Annotated in this window: 21 protein-coding genes; 15 read left to right on the top strand and 6 right to left on the bottom strand. The window is 69.3% G+C overall.

All coding sequences use genetic code 11. The features are described 5' to 3' along the window. Positions 1-24 precede the first annotated feature (24 nt). On the bottom strand, positions 25-873 hold the full coding sequence (locus ACFFIO_RS05930) for a patatin-like phospholipase family protein (RefSeq protein WP_378040663.1): 849 nt from the start codon (positions 871-873) through the stop codon (positions 25-27). A gap of 240 nt (positions 874-1,113) precedes the next feature. Here ACFFIO_RS05930 and ACFFIO_RS05925 point away from each other — a divergent pair, with 240 nt between their 5' ends. Beyond that, the gene (locus ACFFIO_RS05925) at positions 1,114-1,554 is read left to right on the top strand and encodes a VOC family protein (RefSeq protein WP_378040662.1); all 441 of its coding nucleotides are present in this window, start codon (positions 1,114-1,116) and stop codon (positions 1,552-1,554) included. On the opposite strand, the gene ACFFIO_RS05920 is transcribed toward ACFFIO_RS05925, so the two are convergent. Further along, positions 1,551-2,630, bottom strand: coding sequence for a DUF808 domain-containing protein (locus ACFFIO_RS05920; protein ID WP_378040661.1), 1,080 nt, complete (start codon positions 2,628-2,630; stop codon positions 1,551-1,553). The two genes, ACFFIO_RS05925 and ACFFIO_RS05920, sit on opposite strands and share 4 nt — an antisense overlap. Positions 2,631-2,870: 240 nt before the next feature. Then, a complete protein-coding gene (locus ACFFIO_RS05915) occupies positions 2,871-3,845 on the bottom strand; it encodes a diaminopimelate dehydrogenase (protein ID WP_378040660.1) in 975 nt (324 codons plus the stop codon). A 328-nt stretch (positions 3,846-4,173) separates the two neighbouring features. Here ACFFIO_RS05915 and ACFFIO_RS05910 point away from each other — a divergent pair, with 328 nt between their 5' ends. Next, positions 4,174-4,734, top strand: coding sequence for a PACE efflux transporter (locus tag ACFFIO_RS05910; protein WP_378040659.1), 561 nt, complete (start codon positions 4,174-4,176; stop codon positions 4,732-4,734). Between the two features lie 17 nt (positions 4,735-4,751). Here the strand turns inward: ACFFIO_RS05910 and ACFFIO_RS05905 are convergent, their stop codons facing one another. Continuing rightward, on the bottom strand, positions 4,752-5,645 hold the full coding sequence (locus ACFFIO_RS05905; RefSeq protein ID WP_378040658.1) for a patatin-like phospholipase family protein: 894 nt from the start codon (positions 5,643-5,645) through the stop codon (positions 4,752-4,754). A 31-nt stretch (positions 5,646-5,676) separates the two neighbouring features. Between ACFFIO_RS05905 and tpx the strand changes: the two genes are divergently transcribed. Both tpx and ACFFIO_RS05895 read left to right on the top strand, forming a co-directional pair. Further along, positions 5,677-6,177 (top strand): thiol peroxidase, encoded by a 501-nt coding sequence (tpx, locus tag ACFFIO_RS05900; protein ID WP_115931671.1) that lies wholly within the window; start codon positions 5,677-5,679, stop codon positions 6,175-6,177. A 48-nt stretch (positions 6,178-6,225) separates the two neighbouring features. Further along, on the top strand, positions 6,226-7,545 hold the full coding sequence (locus ACFFIO_RS05895) for a S1C family serine protease (protein ID WP_378040657.1): 1,320 nt from the start codon (positions 6,226-6,228) through the stop codon (positions 7,543-7,545). Positions 7,546-7,563: 18 nt separating this feature from the next. On the opposite strand, the gene ACFFIO_RS05890 is transcribed toward ACFFIO_RS05895, so the two are convergent. Both ACFFIO_RS05890 and zupT read right to left on the bottom strand, forming a co-directional pair. Beyond that, positions 7,564-8,853 (bottom strand): MFS transporter, encoded by a 1,290-nt coding sequence (locus ACFFIO_RS05890; protein WP_378040656.1) that lies wholly within the window; start codon positions 8,851-8,853, stop codon positions 7,564-7,566. A gap of 9 nt (positions 8,854-8,862) precedes the next feature. After that, on the bottom strand, positions 8,863-9,666 hold the full coding sequence (gene zupT, locus ACFFIO_RS05885) for a zinc transporter ZupT (RefSeq protein WP_378040655.1): 804 nt from the start codon (positions 9,664-9,666) through the stop codon (positions 8,863-8,865). Between the two features lie 74 nt (positions 9,667-9,740). On the opposite strand from zupT, the gene ACFFIO_RS05880 reads away from it, so the two are divergent. The 11 genes from ACFFIO_RS05880 (at position 9,741) to ACFFIO_RS05830 (ending at position 23,067) form a co-directional block, all read left to right on the top strand. Then, positions 9,741-10,823 (top strand): serine hydrolase domain-containing protein, encoded by a 1,083-nt coding sequence (locus tag ACFFIO_RS05880; protein WP_378040654.1) that lies wholly within the window; start codon positions 9,741-9,743, stop codon positions 10,821-10,823. Positions 10,824-10,925: 102 nt separating this feature from the next. Further along, positions 10,926-14,069: a DUF4040 family protein gene (locus tag ACFFIO_RS05875; protein WP_378040653.1), complete on the top strand. Its 3,144-nt coding sequence runs from the start codon at positions 10,926-10,928 to the stop codon at positions 14,067-14,069. Between the two features lies 1 nt (position 14,070). Beyond that, the gene (locus ACFFIO_RS05870; protein ID WP_378040652.1) at positions 14,071-14,544 is read left to right on the top strand and encodes a sodium:proton antiporter; all 474 of its coding nucleotides are present in this window, start codon (positions 14,071-14,073) and stop codon (positions 14,542-14,544) included. Next, a complete protein-coding gene (locus ACFFIO_RS05865; RefSeq protein ID WP_378040651.1) occupies positions 14,541-16,160 on the top strand; it encodes a proton-conducting transporter transmembrane domain-containing protein in 1,620 nt (539 codons plus the stop codon). Before ACFFIO_RS05870 ends, ACFFIO_RS05865 begins: the two co-directional genes overlap by 4 nt. Then, positions 16,157-16,603 carry a Na+/H+ antiporter subunit E gene (locus ACFFIO_RS05860; protein WP_378040650.1) on the top strand — a complete coding sequence of 149 codons (447 nt, stop codon included), beginning with the start codon at positions 16,157-16,159 and terminating at the stop codon, positions 16,601-16,603. The genes ACFFIO_RS05865 and ACFFIO_RS05860 overlap by 4 nt, the downstream gene beginning before the upstream one ends. Continuing rightward, the gene (locus tag ACFFIO_RS05855; RefSeq protein ID WP_378040649.1) at positions 16,600-16,878 is read left to right on the top strand and encodes a monovalent cation/H+ antiporter complex subunit F; all 279 of its coding nucleotides are present in this window, start codon (positions 16,600-16,602) and stop codon (positions 16,876-16,878) included. The genes ACFFIO_RS05860 and ACFFIO_RS05855 overlap by 4 nt, the downstream gene beginning before the upstream one ends. Further along, a complete protein-coding gene (locus ACFFIO_RS05850) occupies positions 16,878-17,327 on the top strand; it encodes a cation:proton antiporter (RefSeq protein ID WP_378040648.1) in 450 nt (149 codons plus the stop codon). Before ACFFIO_RS05855 ends, ACFFIO_RS05850 begins: the two co-directional genes overlap by 1 nt. 97 nt (positions 17,328-17,424) lie before the next feature. Then, positions 17,425-18,918, top strand: coding sequence for a phytoene desaturase family protein (locus ACFFIO_RS05845; protein WP_378040647.1), 1,494 nt, complete (start codon positions 17,425-17,427; stop codon positions 18,916-18,918). 149 nt (positions 18,919-19,067) lie between these two features. Then, positions 19,068-19,928 (top strand): hypothetical protein, encoded by an 861-nt coding sequence (locus tag ACFFIO_RS05840; protein ID WP_378040646.1) that lies wholly within the window; start codon positions 19,068-19,070, stop codon positions 19,926-19,928. Then, positions 19,925-20,845: an HTTM domain-containing protein gene (locus ACFFIO_RS05835; RefSeq protein ID WP_378040645.1), complete on the top strand. Its 921-nt coding sequence runs from the start codon at positions 19,925-19,927 to the stop codon at positions 20,843-20,845. The genes ACFFIO_RS05840 and ACFFIO_RS05835 overlap by 4 nt, the downstream gene beginning before the upstream one ends. Before the next feature lie 380 nt (positions 20,846-21,225). After that, positions 21,226-23,067 (top strand): ABC transporter family substrate-binding protein, encoded by a 1,842-nt coding sequence (locus tag ACFFIO_RS05830; RefSeq protein WP_378040644.1) that lies wholly within the window; start codon positions 21,226-21,228, stop codon positions 23,065-23,067. Positions 23,068-23,158: the final 91 nt, after the last annotated feature.

Raw genomic sequence — 23,158 nt, 5'->3', positions numbered from 1 at the left:
GACCGGGACCGGTGGTGAGGACCTCTACGCCGGGTGCATGCCGGCGATCCGGTCGAGTTCCACGGAGGTCGCCTGATAGGCCAGTTCGGCCCGCTCCGCGGTGTGCTCGAGGGACATCAGCGCCTTGAGGCCGCGGACCTTGGGCTTGCCACCGGTGGGCAGCACATAGACGGTGACCCCCTCGGGGACGTGCTCCAGGGCGTGGGTGAAGCTGTGCCGGCGGGTGATGTCCACGTAGACGTTGAGCGTCTCGACCATGGAGGTGGGGACCGTCATCTGCTTGTCGAGCTGGCCGGCCTGGAGTACGTAGATCGTTGTTGCCCCGCGGCGGACGGCCTGTCCCAGGGGCACCGAGGCCACCAGGCCGCCGTCGAAGTAGTGCTCGTGATCGATGACGGCGGGAGGCAGGAGTCCCGGCACCGTGGCCGAGGCGACGACGGCGGGCACCAGCGGTCCCGTGTCGAACGAGCGCTCCGCCGCCCGCTCGATCGAGGTGGCCACCGTGACGAAGGGAAGGTCGAGGTCCTCGATCTGGGTGCGGGGCGGGAAGTGCATGGAGATCAGGTCGACGAGGGGCTTGGCGGACAGCGTGTAGGTGCGGCCGCGGACCACCCGGCCGGCCTGGCGGGTCCATGACTGGCCGAAGACGGCCCGGGCCTCGTCCGTCTGCCACATCTGCAGCATCTCGTGGGCGACGTCCGGGTGCGGGTCGCGGGCCACGACGGCGCCATTGATGGCCCCGACGGAAGTGCCGACGACCAGATCCGGGGTGATGCCACGCTCGAACAAGGCTCTCAGCTGCCCTACGTGCACGGCACCGCGAACACCTCCGCCCGCGAAGACGAATGCGGTTCCCGACGATGTCGCTCTCACACCTCGACTGTATTCCGGCCGTCTGGACGGTCCAAGCCCCCGGTTTCGTGCCCTGGGTCTCGTTGAACTGTCCGCCTGGCTGCGCAGGATCGGAGGTGCGGTCCTCTCCCCGAGGGAACATGCTGGTGTCACAGCCTGAACAACCTGTCACAGCCCGAACCACCCCGCATGGGGCGCGACACCGCCCCGAAAACGACACCGCCCCGAAAACGACACCGCCCCGAGAACTAGGAGCACCCCATGAGTACCTCCCTTGCGACGTATATCTCCCTGCCCGGGCAGACCGCCGAGGCGTTCGAGCACTGGCATGAGGTGTTCGGCGGCACGCTGGACCTGTTGCGCTATGGCGATGTGCCCATGGAGGGCATGCCCTTCGAGCCAGACCCGCAGGCGGTGGCCCATGTGACCCTGTCCCTGCCGGGCGGCGAACTCGCCGGCGGCGACTCCATGGACGGCAAGGACTACCCGATCAGGGACACCGCTTACTCACTGCTCTACACGGTGGAGAGCCCGGAAGCCGCCCGAGAGCTGATCGGCAAGCTGATCTCCGGCGGCGGGTCCGAGAACATGCCGTTCGAGAAGGCCCCCTGGGGGGATTGGTACGGCCAGGCCTTCGACCGCTTCGGCGTGATGTGGGCCTTCTCTGTCGAGTCCGGCGAATCCGGCGAAGCGGCCGGCTAGGCCGACGGCTCGGACTCCGGGCCCTGACCCTGACCCGGACCCGGGCCCTGCGCTGTAGACCGGCGGCCCGGACGGTGACCGGCTACAGCGGCCCGGAGGGAGCCCTCCTCGTGGCCGGTGTCCTCCACGGCTTCGGAGGACTTGCCGATCGGCAGCAGCCGGAGCAGGGGATGCAAGATGGCCATGACGGCCAGGCCCCAGATCAGCCCGATCACGGCCGAGCACAGCGTGTTCACCAGCCAGCCGAGGAACCCGCCCACGGCGGGCAGCGCGGCCACGGGGGCCTCGAGGGCATGGACCAGGTCGTAGGGGGCATGCAGCCCCAGCTCCGCCGACTGCTGGAGCAGGATGTGCCCGCCGACCCACAGCATCGCGATGGTCCCGATGAACGTGATGGCGGCCAGGACCCGGGGCATGGCCTTGACCAGCATCTCGCCGAACCGCCGCGTTCCGGTGCCCTCTTTCTGCGCGAGGTGCAGGCCGACGTCGTCCATCTTGACGATCAGCGCGACGGCGCCGTACACGAGCACGGTGATCGCCACCGCCACCACGACCAGGATGAGGGCGCGGAACCAGATGCTCTCGTCGGCGACCTCGTTCATGGAGATGACCATGATCTCGCAGGACAGGATGAAATCAGTGGTGATGGCCCCCTTGATCACCTTGTCCTCGGCCTCGGGACCCTTCTCCGTGGCCGGGGCCTGCTTCTCGGCATGATGGCCGCGGAGCTTGTGCCAGACCTTCTCAGCACCCTCGTAGCAGAGGTAGGTGCCGCCCAGGATGAGGATCCACGGGATGATCCAGGGGATGAAGGCGCTGACCAGCAGGAGCGCCGGCAGGATGATCAGGAGCTTGTTCCGCAGCGAGCCCCAGAAGATCCTCTTGATCATCGGCAGCTCGCGGGACGGGTCGGCCCCGGACATGTACTGCGGCGTGACGGCCGCGTCGTCGATCACCACGCCCACCGCCTTGGTGCCGGCCTTCGCGGCCCCGGCAGCGATGTCATCCACCGAGGCCGCCGCGATGCGGGCGAGGGCGGCGACGTCGTCCAGGAGGGCGACCAGTCCGCCGCTCACCGGTTGCCCCGTGACTGAACGCGCCGTGCGGATGGCACGGCGGAGGGGCCCGGTTGTATTGGGTGCACCGGGGGCACCGGGGCTACCGAGGCGGGCAGGGTCTCGCGGTCATCTCGCGTGATCGGCATGCTCAGAGCATACGACGACGGCGGCGCGCCGACCCATGACAGGGCCGGCGGCGCCCCGGGCACCAGTCTCGGCCGACGCCGTTCGGTCAACCAGCTCGGTCAACCTGTTCGGTCACACATCCCGGCGGATGAGTTCCTCCAGGGCGACGGGGGAGAGCAGGTACGGGGCGACCTCCAGCACGGTGAACGCTCCCGTCTTCCCCTCGGCCGTGAGCCGGGCGGCGGCCCGGCCGTAGGCGACCTGGGAGGCGGCGGTGAAGTCCGGATTGGACCCCAGCTCAAGGACGAACTCCACCGAGCTGCGCGAACCGCCCAGATCGCCGGAGGTGACCACGTGGCCGCCGTGCGGCATGCCCTGGTGGTCGCGTTCGAAGACCTCATCGGAGATGAAGTGCACGGTGGTGTCATAGGGGGCGAAGTAGTCCGGCATGGTGGTGATCGCCTCGCGGATGTCGGCGTGGTCGGCCTCATCGGCCACCACGTAGCACTCGCGGACGTGCGCGGAGGTGGCGCTGATCTCGGCGCCGCGGCCGGCCTTGGCCTCCACGATCGCGTCCTCGTTGGGAATCGTGTACTGGACGCCCCGCCGCACTCCGGGTACCCGGCGGACAGCATCGGAGTGGCCCTGGGAGAGGCCCTTGCCCCAGAACGTGTTCTGCTGGGCGTCGGGGAAGAGGGCGGCGGCCAGGGTGCGGTTCAGGGAGAACAGTCCCGGATCCCATCCGGTGGAGATCATGGCGACGTGCCGGCCCTCACGAGCCGCAGCGTCCATCCTGGCGTAGTGGTCCGGGATCAGCTGGTGGTTGTCATAGGTGTCCACCGTGGTGAAGTGACGGGCGTAGCCGGCGGCCTGCTCCGGGATGTCGGTGGCGCTGCCCAGGCACAGGAACAGTACATCGATGTCCTGCGCATGATCAGCTGCTGCGGCTGAGGGAAATACCGGGGTGTCCGTGTCCAGCTCAGAACGTCGGGAGAAGATCCCCACCAGGTCCATGTCCGGCTGGGCGCGGATCAGCTTCTCCACGCTCTTGCCGAGGTTTCCGTATCCGACGATGGCGGCCCGGATGATCATGGGTGAGCTCGACATGGGTGGGAGCCTCTTTCTGTTCAGGCCTGGTGGTGTCTGTCCTCATCGTAGGTGTTGACCCGGGCCCAGGGCCCGAGCGGCGGGGACTACGGCCAATGAACCGTGACAGGGAGTGACGGGGAATAGCCGCGTCGGCCCAGGGGTTCAACCTTGGTAGAATCACCACACGGCGTCACGGGACCACCGGTCCCCATCGATCCGCATCCGGTCAGCCTCGGGTTTTCCCCGGGCCTGCCGGTCGATCGGTCCACGACGCCGAGCATCCGCTTCCATGGACGCGAAACCGGTCGAGGACTTCCCATGGACACATCTTGGAGGTCTTCTCGTCATGCCCGGCACTGTGCCCCACTCCACCAGCGACCCCACCCGCGACCCCACCGTCGAGCCCACCGACCCCACGTCAGACGCCGTCCAACGTGAGGTGCCGTTGGCCCCCGGCGGCCGCCGGGCCCTGATCGGTCGCCGCGTCTTCCCGACGCCGGCCGTCCGCCGCGTGGTCTACGCCGTCGTCTTCGAGGCGCTCGCCATCGGCTTCACCACGGTCATCCTCGCGCTGATGGGCAACCCGGCCGGCGCCAGCGCCGCCGTCGGGGTGTTGTCCTCCGTGGTGGCGCTGATCTGGAACATGGTGTTCAACACGCTCTTCGAGCGTTGGGAGCGGCGCTCGGGCCACACCGGCCGGCCCCTGCGGATCCGCCTGCTGCACACGCTGCTGTTCGAGCTCGGCCTCGTGATCGTCCTGGTGCCCGCCGTCGCGCTGCTGCTGCAGGTCAGCCTGTGGGAGGCCTTCCTCTACGAGGCGGCCCTGATCGTCTTCTTCCTCATCTACAACGCGGTCTACGCCTGGCTCTTCGACCGCGTGTTCGGGCTGCCTGACTCCGCCCAGTAGCGGTCAGCCAGCAGCGATCACACCGCCGGCAGGCCGAGGAACTCCCGGATGGCCGGCAGCTCCCGGCGTGCCTGGGCCAGCCCGGCCTCGTGGGCGGCGGCGAGCTTGACCACGTCCTTCTCGCCGTTGGACACCGGCATGGTCTCCGGCACGAACAGGTAGGCCCGGCCCTCCCGCTCGAGCTCGAACAACCGCTCCCGCGTCGCGTTGTACCGCTGCCACCGGGTGAGCAGGGCCTCAGCGATCGCCGGGTGCTTGCGGAAGTAGCGCAGGTAGAACCGGGGGAACCGTTCGGGGGCCTTGACGTAGTCGCGTTCGCGGGTGAGCACCGCCAGGAACCGGTCGTGGCCGGCGTCGATGGCAGCGGACAGGGGGATCCCGCCATCCGGGCCCAGCGCCCCGTCCACATAGGTCCGCCCGTCCAGCAGCACCGGCGGCATGAGCACCGGCATCGTGGAGGAGGCGCGGACCCGCACCATCAGGTCGGGGAGCTCCTGGATGTCCTCCCGACCCCACCACACGGGCTGTCCGGACTCGGCGTCGAAGGCGCCCAGACGCAGCGTCGCAGGGTTGGCCAGGAAGGTCTCCCAGGGGTAGGGGAGGGCCTGGTCCGGCAGGCCCGTCTCCTCGTAGATGTACTTGGCGTTGAACAGGCCGTCCCCGCGCAGGAACGTCTTCCAGCTGCCGAACTTCGGGTCGGCGGCGAAGTCCACGAACGAATGCCGCGCCCGCCACGGATCCCGCGCCAGGTAGTTGGCCGTATTGGACGACCCGGCCGAGATGCCGGCCACGAAGTCCAGGTGGATGCCCGACTCGAGCAGGGCGACCGCCACGGCGGACGTATAGGACGCCCGCATCCCACCGCCCTCGAAGAGCAGTGCGGTATCGGTGACATTGCTGCGCAGTTCCACCTCGCCAGCCTAAACCGCTAGGTTGGAGCGCATGGCAACCACCGCATTCAAGTCCAGCCCCGTCAACACCGTCGGGGAGCTGCCCGCCGAGGGCACCCCCGCCCCCGCGTTCACCCTCACCGGGTCCGACCTGGCTCCGGTCACCCTGGAGTCCCTGGCCGGACGCACCATCGTGCTGAACATCTTCCCCTCCATGGACACCGGCGTCTGCGCCCAGTCCGTCCGCACGTTCAACAAGGCGGCCGCGGACCTGGAGAACACCACCGTGGTGGCCGTCTCCGCTGACCTGCCCTTCGCCGCCGGCCGCTTCTGCACCGCCGAGGGCATCGACCACGTCACCACCGGCTCGGTGTTCCGCTCCACCTTCGGCGAGGACTACGGGGTCACCCTGGCCGACGGCCCCATGGTCGGTCTCCTGGCCCGCGCCGTCATCGTTATCGACCCGCAGGGCACCGTGACCTACACCGAGGTGGTCCCGGAGATCACGACCGAACCGGACTACGACTCCGCACTGGCCGCCGTCCGCGGCTGATCTGGTTCCGCCCGGTCCACCACGTCCCGTCCTGATCACCGGAGTACCGTGAACGACCCTGAGAACCCGGGGGATCCCGACCGCCCGCCGGTCGGGATCCCGCCCCTTCCGGACCGGCCCCCCGCGGTCGGCCCGATCTATGGCGTGCCCCCGCAGCAGTACCAGCGCTCGCAGCAGTACCGTCCCTCGCAGCAGTACCAGCCCCCGCGCCCACAGCCACGCCGCCGACGCCGGAGCCCCGCCTACCGCCTGATCGTCGCCTCGGGATTCCTGGCCGCAGCCATCCTGGCCGGTGGCGTGGGCCTGCTGATCTTCGAGGAGATCCAGGACATCGTGGCGGCGCAGGACCACGGACCGGCGCTACCGGCCACCGGAGGCGTTCCCCTCGGCGAGGCCCTGCAGCACAGCCACGACGGGATCCAGGTGGATTGGGCTGCCGGCCCGAACCTGGACGACGCCGGCCTGGACCAGGGCTCCCGGGTCACGGATGCCCCGGGGGTGCTCATGGTGGACACCCAGCTGATGAGCGGGATGGGCACCGGCACGGGCGCTGTCCTCACCGGCGACGGGCTGGCCATCACCAACTACCACGTCGTCGAGGACGCCTCCGAGGTCACGGTGACCGTCGCTGACTCCGGCGAGGTCTACACGGCCACGGTGCTGGGACGGGATTCCCTGCATGATGTCGCCGTGCTGCAGATCGAGGACGCGCCCTCCCTGGCCACGGCCTCCATCAACACCGAGCTCCCGGACCGGGGCGAGCCCACGGCGGCCGTCGGCAATGGTGGTGGCCAGGGCTATCTCACCGCCGTGACCGGTGAGTTGACGGGACTGGACGAGTCGATCGTGGCCTCCTCCAGTGTCCCCGATGACATGTCCCGGCTGTCGGGTCTCATCGAGACCAGCGCGGACGTGGTTCCGGGCTACTCGGGCGGGCCCTTGGTGGACGGGGACGGCCAGGTCATCGGCATCACCACGGCTGCATCCCAGGGGGAGACGGCCGAGGAGGTGGACGGGTATGCGATTCCGGTGACCGTGGCCCTGGATGTGGTGGAGCAGGTCCTTTCCGGTGAGGAGACGGACTCCGTCAGCATCGGGATGGACGGCGCCCTGGGCATCGTGGTGGGCACCGAGCAGGAGCAGGCGGTCGTCATCGAGGTGACGCCGGGCTCCTCGGCCGAACAGCTCGGCCTCCGGGAACGGGACATCGTCCGCACCGTGGACGGCCAGCCCGTGACCTCGGCCGCCGAACTCTCACAGATCGTCAACGACCACAACGTGGGGGACGTCATCACGGTCGAATGGACCACCGAGGCGGGCGAGGACCGCTCGGGTGAGGCCACCCTGCAGGAGGCCGTCGTCTACTGACCGGCGACCCGTGATCGATCAGCCCCGCTGCACCGTGATCTCGTCGTCCACATAGACGCGGGCGGAGACGCGGAGCCCGGCCAGTGCCATGACGAGTCCGGAGCAGGCCAGCAGGATGAGCACCAGGGTCCAGTTCCCGGTGGCCGCATGGATCAATCCGACGGCCATCGGGCCGATCGCGGCGACGATGTAGCCGTAGGGCTGGACGAATCCGGACAGCCGTGCGGTGACATGTGGCTGCCGGCTGCGGGCGGGGATCAGGGCGATCGCCGTCGGGAAGGCGAAGCCGCCCAGGCCCAGCAGGATGGCCCACCACAGGCCACCCTCGGCCGGGGCCAGCAGCATCCCGGCCCACCCGCCGGCGGTGGCGATGCCGAAGCCGATCATCCACGGCGCGAGGGTCCGGGACCGGTCGATCACGGTGGGCATCACGAGCCCGCCGACCACGCCCAGCGCCGCGACCACGGACAGCAGGGCTCCGGCCAGGTTGGCGTCCAGTCCGGCGTCCCGGAACATCTGTGGCAGCCAGCCGAACTGCACATAGGCGTTCATGGACTGGACTCCGAACAGCACCATGAGGAACACGGCCGTGGGGGAGGACCGCAGGGGCCGGTCCGGTTCATCCTGAGGCGGGGTCCCCGGGAAGTCGTGCCCCGTGCGGCGGGCCACCAGCAACCACAACACCAGGGGGACGACGGCGGCCAGCCCCCAGAATCCGAGCGACCACCTCCAGCCCTCGGCCGGGTCAGCGGCGGACAGGGTGGTCCCGGCCGCTTCGGCCAGGGGTGCGGCGAGGCCCGAGCCTGCGGATCCGCCCACGGTGAGGAACATGCTGTACAGGGTCATCAGGGCCACCGTGCGGCCGCCGCCGTGCCGCTTGATCCACGCGGGAACCAGGACGTTGCCCACGGCCATGCCAGCCAGGGCCAGGGCGGTGAACGGGATGAAGACCCAGATGGACGGGGCGAAGGGGCGCAGCAGCAGGCCGAGGACCATCACGATCAGGCTGAGGGCGATGGTCAGGGACAGCCCGGCCCGGCGACCCAGGCTCACGGCCACGAATCCCACGAGTCCGAACATCAGCCCCGGCAGTGCCGTGATGACCCCGGCCACGGTGCCGTTGATCTGCAGGGAGGCGGACACCTCGGCCAGGACCGGTCCGAGGGCGGTGGCCCCCGGACGCAGGTTGATGGCGATGAACACCACGGCCAGCACAGCCAGGGTGAAACCGACGGCCCGGCGGCCGCTGATGGCCTCGGCGGCAGTGCTGGTGTCGGTGCTCGGGTTGTTGCCGGGGTCGGTGGTCATGGGTCAGTTCTACAGCGTCGCGAACAGCAACAGCGAAACGGCCATGACGGCCATGCCGGCCACGAGCCCATACATGGCCAGGTGGTGCTTGCCGTACTCGCGGGCGGTCGGCAACAGCTCATCGAGGGAGATGAACACCATGATGCCGGCCACCAGGGCGAAGGTGAGGCCCAGGGTGAAGTCGTTCATGAAGGGCATCAGCAGGGCGAAGCCGATCAACGCTCCGGCCGGTTCGGCCAGTCCGGAGAGGAAGGACCACCGCACGGCCTTGCGGCGGGATCCGCTCGCCTCGCGGATCGGCACGGCCACGGCCACACCCTCCGGGATGTTGTGCAGGGCGATCGCCAGGGCCACGGGCAGTGCCACCTGCAGGTCGGTGAGTCCGGCGATGAACGTGGCGAAGCCCTCAGGGAAGTTGTGCACGCCGATGGCCACGGCGGTCACGGTGCCGGTCTTCATCATCCGACGGCGCTTCACGGCCGCAGCCGGATCGTGGACCAACCCGGGCTCGTGCGGGTTGATCTGCTCAGGCACCAGCCGGTCGATGACGCCGATCAGCAGGATCCCGGCGAAGAACGCGGCTCCGGCAGCCCATGGTCCAGCCGCCGGTCCATTGGCCGCGGTCAAGGAGTCCAGGGCCTTGGGCATGATCTCCATGAAGGAGACATAGAGCATGACGCCGGCCGAGAAGCCGAGCGAGACGGACAGGAATGCGCCGGACGCGCGCCGCGGGACCACCGAGATCAGCCCACCGATACCGGTGCAGAGGCCGGCGAGCAGTGTCAGCCCGAAGGCCAGCCAGAAGTTCTCCACCAGCCGAGTGTAGGGCGGCGAGGTCCCCATACCGGTGCGGGACATGGGGCAATGAGCTTCATTACGCTGGGTCCGTGCATGCCTCCGATCTCCTCGAGCTGGCGGCCTCGCGTGGGGCCTCGGTGCAGCTGGCGGTGATCCACTGCGGCCGGACCGTGGTGGAAGGGGCCGTCCGCTGCCGCCCCGACGCCCTGGGCTGGCTGTTCTCCGCGTCCAAGCCCTTCACATCTTTGCTGGTGCACCGGCTCGCCGGCGAAGGCCTGCTCGATCTTGACGCGCCCGTGGCCACGTACTGGCCCGACTACGGTTCCGGCCGCCGGTGGCCGCGGAGCGAGAGGACCTCGAAGGCCGGCACCACCCTCCGCGACGTCCTGACCCACCGCTCCGCCGTCCCCTCGGCGGGGCCCTATCCGGCCGCCGTGATGGCCATGCACCGCACCGAGGCCTCCCTGCAGCGGGTGGCGGGAGGCCGGCGTCGGAACCGGAGATATGGTGCCGGTCCCGCCTACCAGCCGTTGGACTTCGGATTCATCCTCGCGGAGGTGGCACGGCGGGCCACCGGGCAGGCCAGCGGTGGGGACGGAGACCTGGGGTGGGCCGGGCTGCTGCGGGAGCTGGTCCTGGAGCCGGCCGGACTCCAGGACGTCCATCCCGGCGTGCCGGATGCCGAGCTGCACCGCTGCCTGCCGTTCGACGGCTCCCTTCGCGCCGCTCCGGGCGGGCCGGTGGTCGCGGCCCTCCTGAACCGCCGGATCATCCGGCAGGCTCAGATCCCGGCGGCCGGGATCTCCACGACCGCGCTGGAGCTGGCGCGGTTCTACCGGTACCTGCTTCACGCCCCGGAGCGGGAGGCGCTGTGTACGCCGAGCTCGGACGGGGGCCCGGACGGCTGGACCAGACTTCCCACCCGCTGGGGGACCGGGGTGCAACTGGGCGGCACCGGAGCGGGATGTCCGCTGGGGCAGACCAGCACGGAACGGACCTTCGGGCACAACGGATCGGACGTCTGCCTGGGCTGGGCGGACCCGGATCTGGACCTGGCCGTCGGGATGGTGACCGACCGGGCCAGCGGCCACCCGGCAGATCGGAGGCTGCTGGTGGAGGTCTCCGACGCCATTCGTTCGCTGGCAGCGAACAGGCCCGAGAGCAGTCCTTGAATCCTGACTGCTTAAAGGAGCTCGCTCCGACCACCGCCGAATCCGGCTGAACGGTGCCGCCATGGGCCGTCTGGGCCGCCCTGCTTGGGTAGGGTGAACTGCATGTCCATCGCCCTCACGCTTGCCCTGCTGGCGGTCGGACTCATCCTCACCCCGCTGTTCTGCCGCTGGCTGGGACGCAACGCCGGTTGGCCGCTGGCCGCCGTGTACCTGGGCGCCGCGGTGCTCTACCTCCCGGCCCTGCAGGCCGGCGGCTCCGCTGGAACGGGAGTCGACGCCGGCCCGGCACCGAATGCGTGGTCCATCCCCTGGATCCCGGCGTGGGGGATCGACCTGTCCTTCGCCGCCGACCCCATCTCGAGCGTCTTCACGCTGATCTCCCTGCTCATCGGCGCCGTCGTGCTGGTGTACTCGACCCGGTACCTCGACGCCGGGATGCCGCCCTCGGCCTACCTGAGTTTCTACCTCGGCATGGCCCTGTTCACGGTGTCCATGGTCGGCCTGGTCACCGCCGATGACCTGATGGTGCTGTTCCTGTGCTGGGAACTGACCTCGCTGGCCTCGTTCCTGCTCATCGCCCGCTCAGGACGGGACGCCTTCGCTCCGTCCATGCGCACCCTGCTGGTGACGTTCCTCGGCGGGCTGGCCCTGCTCGTGGCGGTCGTCCTGGTGGCCGTGCGCGCCGGCACCACCGACCTCTCGGTGATCCTGGACCCTGAGGCTGCTGGTGGCCTATGGACGTCCGACCCCGCGTTCACCACCACCATCGGGCTGCTCATCGCTCTCGCCGCCATGACCAAGTCGGCCCAGTTCCCGTTCCACTCCTGGCTGCCGGACGCCATGGCCGCGATCACCCCGGTGTCCGCCTACCTGCACGCCGCCGCGGTGGTCAAGGCGGGCATCTTCCTGCTCCTGCGGTTCTCCCCGGTGTTCCATGACAACGCGCTGTGGTCCGTGCTGCTGGTCATCGCCGGCCTCGTCACCGCCCTCGTCGGCGGCTGGCGCGCCCTGCAGCAGCACGACCTCAAGAAGCTGATGGCCTATTCGACGGTGAGCCAGCTCGGGCTCATCGTCGCCGCCATCGGCACCGGCACGGAGGCCGGCATCGCCGCCGCCCTGATCCACACCATCGCGCACGCGCTGTTCAAGTCCGGGCTGTTCATGATGATCGGCGTGGTGGACCACGCCAGCGGCACCCGTGACCTGCGTCGGATGCCCGCGCTGCGCCGCGCCCTGCCCGGCACCTTCGCGGTGACGGTGCTCGGCGCCGGGGCCATGGCCGGCATCCCGCCTCTGCTCGGCTTCGTCTCCAAGGAGTCCATCTTCACCGCGCTCAACGCCTGGTCCACGGACTGGGTGGCCGCCGGAGGCGCGGCTGGAGGCGCGGCCAGCGGCGCCGCCGGCGCCCTGCCCGCCTGGGCGGGCCCCGTGGCCCTGGCCGGTGCGGCCCTCGGCTCCGTGCTGACGGTGGCCTACTGCGCCAAGATCGTGGTGGGCGGCTTCTTGGATCCCCAGCGTGCACCGGCGCCGGAGTCCGCACCAGCTCTGAGCCAGTCCCACGACTCCCACGACGACGCCGGGCACGCACCCGGTGCGATCCTCGTCGGCGCCACCGCGCTGCCGATCCTGGCCTCCGTGGCCGCCCTCTTCGCCCTCCCGCTGCTGGACACCGCCGTCGGCGCGGCGGCCACGGCGGCCCTGCCCGGAGCGGAGGTGCACCCGCACTTCGTCCTGTGGCACGGCGTCACCCCGGAACTGCTGACCACCGTGGCGGTGTTGGCCGTGGGCCTGGGCACCCTGGCGGTCCGTCACCGCCTGTGGCCCGCCCTGGAACGCGCCCAGCTGCCGTTCAGCGGGTCCGGCCTGATCGAGTCCGCCACCTCGGCGCTGACGGCGCTCGGCTCAGGCGTCAACCGCCTCACCGCCCGGGACGCCGCCGCCTCCCACGCGGCCATGATGGTGCTCTCCCTGGCCGCCATCGTGGTGCCCGGCGTGCTCCTGCTGAACGCCGGCGGCGTCCTGCCGCCGCTGCAGCCGAACCTCAACCGGGCGTCCGACGTCGTGCTGCTGATCCTGCTGGCCATCTCGGCCCTGGGCGTGGCCATGGCCCGCTCCCGCCTCGGCGCCACCGTGGCACTGTCCGCCGTCGGGATCCTGGTGACCGTGCAGATCGTCTCCCTCGGCGCCCCGGACGTGGCCCTCACCCAGCTGTTGGTGGAGTCCCTGACCGTCATCGTGATCATGCTGGTCCTGCAGAAGCTGCCGCGGACCTTCCAGCGCGTCCGCGCCCGGCGCGCGGTGCCGGCCGCCCTCATCGCCGTGAGCGCCGGACTGGCGACCGGCCTGGCCGTCTGGGGGCTGACCAGCCGGCGGGACAAGTCGGAGGTCGGAACGTACCTGCTGGAGAACGGCCAGGACATCACGGGCGGGGTCAACATCGTCAACGTCATCCTGGTGGAGTTCCGCGCCCTGGACACCCTCGGGGAACTGTCCGTTCTGGGCATGACCGGGGTGGCTATCGCCGCCATCCTCTCCACCATCCGCAACCGCCACCTGGACCCGGAACTGATCCCGGCAACGCCTGGCGAGGACGACGGCTCCGACGCCCCGGAGGGTCCCGACCTCGGCACCCCGACCGCCCGGCGCGCCATCCTGGACTCGTGGGGCAACACCAGCCAGCTGCAGCTGATGCTCAAGGTCATCCTGCCGATCCTGGCGGTCGTCTCCGCCATCCTCTTCCTGCGCGGCCACAACGAGCCCGGCGGAGGGTTCATCGCGGCACTGGTCGGCTCGGCCGTGGTCGGACTGCTGTACCTCTCGACCTCGAAGGACCGTCAGATCGGCCCGCCGCGCGCCCCGTTGTACCTCATCGGCGGCGGCGTGGTGATGGCCGTGGTCATCGGCCTGGTGAACATGGCCTTCACGGGGACCTACATGGAGCCCCAGCACGGTTATCTCCTGGGACAGCACGTGACCACGTCCATGATCTTCGACGCCGGCGTCTACCTCGCCGTGATCGGGCTGGTCATGCTGGCCTTCAACGTCCTCGGCACGGCGCCGGCCTCCGCCGAGCAGGAGGGCGGCGAGAGCACCCGGGAGCGGGTGGACGAGGCATTCCTGGGGGAGATGGACACCCCGGCACCGGACACCCTGGAGGAAGCCGAACCCGTGACCAGCTCCATCCCCGTCCGGCCGCAGACGCAGCACATCTCCTCCGGTGTCCCGCCCGAAGAATGGGGGCGGTGACATGTTCGACTCCACCTTCGTCCTCGCCATCACCGTGGGCGTGCTGACCACCGCCGGGGTCTGGCTGCTGCAGCAGCGGGACATGGTGCGCGCCATCTTCGGGCTCACCCTGATCTCCCACTCCGCGAACCTGCTGCTGCTCGCCACCGGGGTGCCCGGCTGGCGCCACGAGCCGCTCATGGACGGCACCACCGCAGCCGAGGCCGCCGACCCCCTGCCGCAGGCCTTCGTCCTGACGGCCATCGTCATCGCCATGGCCACCACCATCCTCATGCTCGCCCTCGCGGTCATCGGCCGGAACGACGACCAGGAGAGGGCGCCCACCGTCAGCGACCACGACGACGACCACGACTACGACTACGACGACCAGCCAGACGACCAGCCAGACGACCGGCCGGCCGGCCAGCCAGCCGGTCAGTCCGGCGGCCAGTCCGACGGCCAGCCAGAGAACCAGCGGGGGGTGGACCGCGCATGACCGACCAGTTCATCGGTTCCCTGCTGCCGCTCTTCGTGGCCGTCCCCCTGCTGTTCGCGGGCGTCTCGGTGATCCTGCGCCGCCGGATGCTGGACCGCGTCCTCATCATCGCCGTCCCGGTGCTGGTGCTGGCCGCCGCCATCGCGCTGATGATCCACCACGGGGACACCCCGGTCCTGGCCAGCGCGATCGGCAGCTATGAGGGCGGGATCGCCATCCCGTTCGTCTCGGACACCCTGACGGCGGTGATGCTGGCGACCACCGGCCTGGCCACCGCCGCCTCGTGCTGGTTCCTCACCGCGTCCGGTGAGGACCGCCTGCGGTTCGTTCCCGCCCTGGCCCTGATGCTGATGTCCGGCGTCAACGGCGCCCTGCTGACCGGTGACCTGTTCAACCTCTTCGTGTTCGTCGAGGTCATGCTGCTGCCCTCCTATGCGCTCATCGCGGTGACCGGCTCGTGGCGCCGGCTGGGGATCAGCCGCATGTTCGTGATCGTCAACCTCGTCACGAGCGCGATCCTGGTGATGGGCGTGGGTCTCGTCTACGGCTCGGCCGGCACCGTGAACCTGGCCGCCCTGGCCGGGCGCGCCGGCGAGGACCCGCAGGTGGCGCTGGCCGTCACGGTCGTGTTGCTGGCCCTGGCCATCAAGGCCGGCGTGGTCCCCGTCCACGGCTGGATGCCGCGCGCCTATCCGGGCACGTCGGCCGGCATCATGGCGCTGTTCTCCGCGCTCCACACCAAGGTCGCGCTGTACGCGATCTTCCGGATCTACTTCACCGCGTTCGCTCCCGGGGGCTCGGCCGGCACGGCCGGAAGCACGGTCACGACGCCGGCCCCCCACGGCACCGCGACCACGGTCGCGGTGGTGATCGCCGTCGTCGTGCTCGCCACCATGGTGATGGGGGCGCTCGGTTCCCTCGGAGAGAGCCGCTTCCGCGGGGTCATGGCCTTCCAGATGATCGCCGGGGTGGGCCATATCCTCATCGGCGTGGCCATCGCGTCACCGGCTGCCGTGGCCGCCGGCCTGTTCTACCTCATCCACCACGTGGTGACCATGGCGTCCCTGCTGACCACGGCCGGCGCCGTCGAACAGACCTATGGCACCGGGATCCTCGGCAAACTCTCCGGACTGCTGCACCGGGACCGGCTGGCCGCCGTGGTGGTGGCCCTCGGTCTGCTGTCCCTGGCCGGTCTCCCGCCGACCTCGGGCCTGTGGGCCAAGCTGGGGCTGGCCCTCTCGGTGGCCGGGCCCGAGGGTGGTGGCGGCAACCCCGAGTGGTACGCCCCGGTGTTCCTGACCGCGATCGTGCTGGCCTCCGTGGCGACCCTCGTGGCCCTGCAACGCTTGTGGGGCAGGTCCTTCGCGGGCGAGCCGCTGCGCACGTATCGGCCGGTCCTGGCCGACGGCAGCCGGGATCGAGGCCCTGAGGAGGCGGTGCCGGACTCCGTCCGCATCCCGGGCCGGCTGTTGGCTCCCGGTGTGGTGATGATCGGGGTCTCCGTGCTGCTCTTCGTCTTCGCCGGTACGCTGATGCCGTTCATCGAGACGGCCGCGGCCGGCCTGTTCGAGACCGGCCCCTATGTGGAGGCTGTCCTGGGAGGTGGCAGCGAATGAGTGACCATTGGCGCTTCAGCACCTGGAACATGGTGCGCTATCTGGTCTGGCTGATCGGCCAGGTCATCTCAGGTTCGCTGCAGGTCGCGCGGCGGGCCCTCACGCCCGGAACGTTCGCCGAACCGTCGATCGTGGGCTTTCCCCTGCGCTGTGCCACGGACCTGGAGGTGACGTGGATGGCCTCGTCCATCACCATCACCCCGGGCACCCTGGTGGTCGGCACGGCGCACGGCACGGACACCGAACCGGCCACGGTCTTCGTGCACTCCGTGTTCGACTCGGACCGGGACTCCGTGCGAGATGGACTGCGGGAGATGGAGGACCGGTTGCTGAGGATGACGCGGGGCAGCGGCTGGGAAACCCGATCCGGAGGGGCTTCCGGAGTGGGACCCGGAGCGGGACCCGGAACAGAGCCCGGAGCAGGAAGGGGGCGGCGCCCATGAGCATCGACTCCGTCCCTGACCTCCTGCTGGTCCTGGCCATGGGCGTCCTCGCCGTCGCGGTGGTCCTGGGCATGTTCCGGATCTATTCCGCCACCTCGGCCGCCGAACGGGCAGTGGTCGGTGACCTCGTCTACTTCGCGGCCCTCGGCATCCTGATGATCATCGGCATCCAGACCGGCTCGGCCATCATCCAGGACGCCGCCATGCTGGCAGCCTTCCTGGGCATCCTGGCGACCGTGGCGCTGGCCCGCATCCTGACGAGGGGGGAACGCTGATGGCTGGATTCGAGGTTTATGAGTTGACAGCCGCCGTGCTCATCCTCGGCGGGGCCCTGCTGGTGCTGCTCTCCGCCGTGTCCATGCTCCGGGCCAAGGACGCGCTGCAGATGATGAACGTCTTCTCCCCGGCCGCCGGGATGGGACTGCCCCTGGTGGTCATCGGGATCTTCGTCCACCTGACCGGCCGGGACGGTTTCGAGTGGTGGACGTTGATGATGGCGGCTGTGACGATCTGCGCCCTGGTGATCGTGTCCTCCCTGGCCTCGAACACCCTGGCGCGTGCCGTCTACCAGTCCGGTGCGCCCCTGGACCCGGCCACCCATCCGCAGGACCTGGCCGACGCCGGCTCTGGCCGGCAAGAGTCTGCAGAGTCAACAGAGTCAACAGAGTCAACAGAGTCAACAGAGTCAGGGGAGAGGACAGGCCGGGCGGCATCCGACGACTGAGCGCGGCATTCATCGATATCTCATCCACGGCTCATCCACGTCTCATTCCGACCCTGCAGGATATTCACAGGATCTTCAAAGGACGGAAGCAGACTCCATGGCTCAGCACACACCGCAGAACAGTGCAGGTACGCAGGCGGCGCGTACCAGCGGCGGCCGGCGGGCCGTCGTCGTCGGCTCCGGGCCGAACGGGCTCACCGCTGCCGCCGTGCTGGCCCGGGCCGGCTGGGCGGTGGACGTCTATGAGCGCCACTCAGCCTACGGCGGCGCCTCCGCGTCGACGGACCTCCTGGGGCCGGGAACGATCGTGGACCTGGGGGCGGCCGGGCACTCCTTCGGGGTGGCCAGTCCTGTCTTCCGCGACCTGGGCCTGACCGATCACGGCCTGGAATGGCTCCACCCCGAATACCCGATGGCGCACCCGCTCGACGGGCGGCCCGCGGCCCTCCTGCAGGACTCGATGGAGGCCACGGTCAGTGGACTGGGCCGTGATGGAGCGGCCTGGCAGCGGCTGCACGCACCATTGGTCGGGAACATCGACGCCCACCTGGAGAACATCCTCGGGCCCTCCCTGGTCCGTCTGCCCCCGCACCTGGTCAGCATGGCGAGGTTCGGGGTGCGTGCTCTCTGGCCGTCCGGGGCCCTCGGCCGCACGATCTTCCGCGACGAGCCGGCCCGGGCCCTGTTCGCGGGATCCTCGATCCACGCCATCCTGCCGCCCTCACACCTGTTGACCTCGGCCTTCGGCCTGATCTTCGGGGCCCTCGGCATGACCCGCGGCTGGCCCGTCGCCCGGGGTGGCTCCCAGGGGATCGCGGACGCGCTGGCCTCCGTCCTGCACGCCCACGGAGGCCGCATCCACCTGAATCACGAGGTCACCGACCTCGGTGAGTTCGCTGGTGCCGATGCGATCCTGCTCGACCTCACGCCTCGGCAGCTGCTGCAGCTCAAGGGCGCCGACCTCACCGATCGGTACGCCGGCCACCTGAAGCGGTGGAGATACGGTACCGGGGTGTCCAAGATCGACTACCTGCTCGATGGACCGGTCCCGTGGACGGACCCGCGGGTCGGTGGTGCCGGCACCGTCCACGTGGGCGGGTCGCTCGCCGAGATGGAGCACGCCGAGCGCGAGGCCAAGGCCGGACGGATCCCGGAGAAGCCCTTCGTCATGGTCTGCCAGCAGCAGGGGGCAGATCCGTCCCGGGCGACCGGTGAGGCCGCCGGCAAGACCGTGCTGTGGACCTATGCCCACGTGCCCGGCGGCTACGACGCCCCGGTCGATGACCTGATCGAATCGCAGATCGAGCGCTTCGCCCCCGGTTTTCGGGACCGCATCGTCCACCGGGTGGCCACCCCGCCGTCGGCCCTCGAGTCCTGGAACCCCAACCTCATCGGAGGGGACGTGGCCGGAGGGTCCATGGGCGGGCTGCAGCAGATCCTGCGCCCCGCACCGGTCCTCAGCCCACACCGCACCTCCACGCCCGGCCTGTACCTGGCCTCCTCCTCCACGCCACCCGGCGGGGGAGTCCACGGCATGGCCGGACTCCACGCTGCCCGGGCCGCCATGGCCGACGCCGCCGCACACCGCTGACGCGGCCCGGCCGCGCAGTGCCGCTCTGCCCCGGACCCGTTGCTCGCCGTACCCACACCGTCTCAGCCGTACCCACTCGTATCCGCATCCGCCCCTATCGCACTCACCCGTATCCGTTTCCACCCGCACCCACACCGAAAGGATCGATCGTGACCATCGACCTCTCGCACGACCTCTCGCACCGCATCTCACAGAGCCTCTCTGCGGCAGACCTGACTGCCGCCGTGAGCCGGTCCGCCATCCCCGCGTCACTCCACCCGGCTGCGCTGCCGGCGGCGGTGAGGGCCATCGTTCCGGCACCGCGCGCGGCGGAGCGCGACCTCTGGGCGCTGGCGGCCGGCGTCGCCTTCGCGGCCGTGTTGCTCTCTCCTGTACGCCACTACTTCAACGGCAAGGACAAGAACGAGGAGGACTCCTTCCCGCTGTCCACTTATCCGATGTTCTCCGATGACCGCAAGGACCGGACCCGGATCCCGCACGTGGCCGGATTCACCGCCGACGGCGAACGGATCGTCCCGCACTACAGTCACTTCGGTGCCGGTGGGCTGAATCAGGTCCGCAAGCAGATCACCCGCATGGTCCGCCAGGGCCGCGCGGTGGAGGTCGCCCAGCGCTACGCCGACGCCCTGGCCGAACAGCAACGCCGAGCCGCGGGTCAGGGCGCGAGCCCCGCAGCCCTGAGGCGGCGCAAGGAAGCCGGCATCGTCCGCGTGGAGATCGTGCGGTCGCGGTATTTCTTCGACACCTACTTTGCCGGCAACACCACTCCGCAGATGGAGACCGTCCATGCGCGGGCCGACGTCGGCGGGACCGCGACGGCCGTGGCCGAGACCCGGCATGACGACACGCAGGATGCACAGGGGCCGCCCACCGGACCCATGGCCCGCTCCGAGTTGGGCAACGTCCCGCCGCGGCCGATCGGCACCGGCAACACCGCAGGCGACTATGTCACCGAGAACACCGTCCAGACCGCACCCCGCACCGCAACCGAGCAGGAGGCCACACCGTGAACGGCGCCGGCAACACCTTCCCATCCTTCGATTCCCCGGCGTTCCAGAAGGCCGTCGACCTGTTGCGGCCCGCGGCCCAGCCGATCCGCCCCGCGGTGCTGAGGGTGGCCACCGGAATCTTCTCGGCGGTCCACAACATCAGGCGGCGGGCCATGTTCCGCAGGCTCCATGCCCAGGACGCCTCCCAGTTCACTCCGGTGGGAGTGGTCAAGATCCTCAAGAAGCCCCTGCCGCCGCGGGTGGCCGACGGGATTTTCGATGCGGCCCAGGCCGTGAACATCGCCGCCACCCTGGGCGTGGGTCACAAGTTCACCGGACCGCTCAATGCGGCCCTGCAGCTGTGGACCATCAGCTATCGCAACTCCTGGACCATGCTTCTGCACAGTGACAACATGCTCACGATGCACCAGATGGTCCTGGGTACCACGCGGTCCGCAGATGCCCTCAGCCTCGACTCACTGCTGCGCGATGGCACCCTCTTCCCCCAGCGCTACCACCGTGCCTATGGGGCTGTGCCGACCGCCATGAACGTGGCCACTGTGGTGGTGTACTTCATCTCCGGCATGGCGAAGGTCCGCGGACCGCTCGGTCTGAAGTGGGCCGGGGGAGACGTGTTGCGCGGCCAGATCGCCGTGGACGGGATGCGCAAGGACCTCTTCGGCTCCACCAAGCCGGAGGCCGGGGCCGCGCTGTACCGGCAGAAGGAGCTGTTCACCGTGATGGCGGTCGTGTCCCTGGCCGTGGAGCTCGGGGCGCCCCTGTCCCTGGTCAACCGCCGGCTGGGTCAGCTGTTCGCGGCCGGGGCGTGGGGGATGCACGTGGGCATCCGCATCATCATGGGGATCAAGTTCAAATACAACATCTCCGGAGTGTCCTACCTGCCCTACTTCCCGATAGGCCCGCAACTTCCTCGCTGAGCCGGAGCCGCAGGCCTGGCCGGACGGCCTGCGGCAGGGGTCACTTTCGGCGGAAACCTGCGGGTGGTGATGTGAAACACCCGTTTCGAGGACATTGTCTACATAGATAGTCACCTGCTGTAACGCCCCGGAAACACGCGGGATTACGGGACACCCGGCTAAGTTACGGGATGGTAACGATTGGCTCTTCGGCGGACTATTCAATGTTGCTTTCGTATGTTGCGGGGCTATTCTCTTTCACACCTTGTGGTGCTGCTCACCCTCTGTTGCCGAAGCGGAATCCCGCTTGGGCGCCGGAATCGGACCGGCCCTCCCACCCCATACCGGGTCGGATCGGGAGCAACCCCACGTCTCGCACCTGTTCGAATGGAGACGCTTTGATGAAGTACACAAAGCTTTCTGCCGCTGCTGCCCTCTTGGCCAGCTCGGCACTCGTCATGACCGCCTGCGCGCCGGGTGGTCCGGCCGAGAACAACGACTCCGGCAGTCCCGCTCCGGAAGGCAGCAATGGTGAGGTGTTCACCGGCGAAGCCGGCAACAAGCTCACGGTCGAACCCACGGACACCGGGATGGCCGACCTCGGCGATATCGAGACCCAGGACGGCTCGATCTCCTACTCCGTGGGCGAGGACGAGTTCATCTCCTACAACTCCATGACCCCGGAGACCTACTCCACCTACAACAACGCGATCACCGAGCGCATGATCTCGACCTTCGCGTACTTCGGCACCGACGGCGAGATCTACCAGAACGAGGAGTACGGCACCTACGAGAAGATCTCCGATGATCCGCTCCAGGTCAAGTACACGATCAATGAGGACGCCGTGTGGTCCGACGGCACCCCGGTGACCGCCGCGGACTACATCCTCAAGTGGGGTGCGGAGAACCCGCGGATCGCCACCGGAGAGGGCGAGAACGCCACGCCACTGTTCAATGCCATCGCCCAGGAGTTCGGTGGCCGCGTCCCGGAGGCGCCGGAGGGCGATCCGGCTGGCAAGGAATTCACCATCACCTTCGCGGAGCCCTATGCCGACTGGCCGATCCTCCTCGATGCCGCGCAGCCGGCCCACGTGGTCGCCGAGCAGTCCGGCATGGGCATGGACGCCATGATCGAGTCCATCCAGAACGAGGATGCCGAGGCGCTGGCCCCGGCCGCCGAGTTCTGGAACACCGGTTGGAACACCTCGCCGGGTGAGCTGCCGTCCGAGGAGATCGCCCCCTCCAACGGTCCGTACAAGTTCAAGAGCTGGGAACCGGGCCAGTCCATCACCCTGGAGGCCAACGACCAGTGGTGGGGCACCCCGCCGGCCACCCAGGAGCTGGTCATCCGCTTCGCCGCGGCTGACACCCACGTCCAGGCCCTGCAGAACGGTGACCTCAACGTCATCGAGCCGCAGGCCACCGTGGACACCCTTGAGCAGCTCAAGGGCCTGGGAGATCAGATCGTCATCCAGCAGGACGCCTCCCTGACATGGGAGCACCTGGACTTCAACTTCATGGAGGACTCGCTCTTCGCGGACAGCCCGGAGCTGCGCGAGGCCTTCGCCCTGTGCGTGCCGCGGCAGAACATCGTGGACAACCTCATCAAGCCGCTGGACCCCGAGGCGATCGTCATGAACGCCCGCGAGGTCTTCCCCTTCCAGGAGAGCTACCAGGAGGTCGTGGACGCCTCCTATGAGGGCCAGTACGACGAGGTCGACATGGAGCGTGCCACCCAGCTCGTCGAGGAGTCGGGGGAGTCCAACCTGGATGTCCGCATCGGCTACAGCATGCCGAACCCCCGCCGTGCCGAGACCGTCGCCATGATCAAGTCCTCCTGCGATGAGGCGGGCTTCAACGTCATCGACGCCGGCCACGCCGACTTCTTCGGCGTGGTCCAGCCGCAGGGCGACTGGGAGGTGGCCCTGTTCGCATGGTCCGGTTCCGGCCAGATCGCTTCCGGCCGCAACATCTACCACTCCGAGGGCGCTCAGAACTACGGCGAGTTCTCCAACGAAGAGGTCGACGCCGCCTGGGACACCCTTGCCAGCTCGGTGGACCCGGAGGTCCACGCCGAACAGGTGAAGGTGATCGAGAAGGCCCTGTGGGACAACCTCTTCGGTATCCCGCTGTACGCCCACCCGGGGATCGTGGCCCACTCCGCGGACATCGCCAACGTCCGCAACACTGCCACCCAGACCGGGGCCGTGTGGAACGCGGAGCAGTGGGCACGTGTCGAGTGAGTGCGTGAGCTGATCAGGTCTCTCTGATCTCCTGACACGCCTCCGCAGTCGGGGCCCGACCATCGCCGGCCGGGCCCCAGCTGTTTCCCCT

The organism is Citricoccus parietis, assembly GCF_042433045.1.
Taxonomy (GTDB): domain Bacteria; phylum Actinomycetota; class Actinomycetes; order Actinomycetales; family Micrococcaceae; genus Citricoccus; species Citricoccus parietis.
Note: the sequence above shows the minus strand (reverse complement) of the source record. Positions and strands in the feature narration are given on the sequence as shown.

Excerpts from the sequence above, each read along its gene's own strand:
- ACFFIO_RS05855 (WP_378040649.1), top strand. The coding sequence starts at position 16,600 with ATGAGCATCGACTCCGTCCCTGACCTCCTGCTGGTCCTGGCCATGGGC.
- ACFFIO_RS05865 (WP_378040651.1), top strand. The coding sequence starts at position 14,541 with ATGACCGACCAGTTCATCGGTTCCCTGCTGCCGCTCTTCGTGGCCGTC.
- ACFFIO_RS05845 (WP_378040647.1), top strand. The coding sequence starts at position 17,425 with ATGGCTCAGCACACACCGCAGAACAGTGCAGGTACGCAGGCGGCGCGT.
- ACFFIO_RS05870 (WP_378040652.1), top strand. The coding sequence starts at position 14,071 with ATGTTCGACTCCACCTTCGTCCTCGCCATCACCGTGGGCGTGCTGACC.
- ACFFIO_RS05875 (WP_378040653.1), top strand. The coding sequence starts at position 10,926 with ATGTCCATCGCCCTCACGCTTGCCCTGCTGGCGGTCGGACTCATCCTC.
- ACFFIO_RS05890 (WP_378040656.1), bottom strand. The coding sequence starts at position 8,853 with ATGACCACCGACCCCGGCAACAACCCGAGCACCGACACCAGCACTGCC.
- ACFFIO_RS05850 (WP_378040648.1), top strand. The coding sequence starts at position 16,878 with ATGGCTGGATTCGAGGTTTATGAGTTGACAGCCGCCGTGCTCATCCTC.
- ACFFIO_RS05860 (WP_378040650.1), top strand. The coding sequence starts at position 16,157 with ATGAGTGACCATTGGCGCTTCAGCACCTGGAACATGGTGCGCTATCTG.
- ACFFIO_RS05830 (WP_378040644.1), top strand. The coding sequence starts at position 21,226 with ATGAAGTACACAAAGCTTTCTGCCGCTGCTGCCCTCTTGGCCAGCTCG.
- ACFFIO_RS05910 (WP_378040659.1), top strand. The coding sequence starts at position 4,174 with ATGCCCGGCACTGTGCCCCACTCCACCAGCGACCCCACCCGCGACCCC.
- tpx (WP_115931671.1), top strand. The coding sequence starts at position 5,677 with ATGGCAACCACCGCATTCAAGTCCAGCCCCGTCAACACCGTCGGGGAG.
- ACFFIO_RS05915 (WP_378040660.1), bottom strand. The coding sequence starts at position 3,845 with ATGTCGAGCTCACCCATGATCATCCGGGCCGCCATCGTCGGATACGGA.
- ACFFIO_RS05925 (WP_378040662.1), top strand. The coding sequence starts at position 1,114 with ATGAGTACCTCCCTTGCGACGTATATCTCCCTGCCCGGGCAGACCGCC.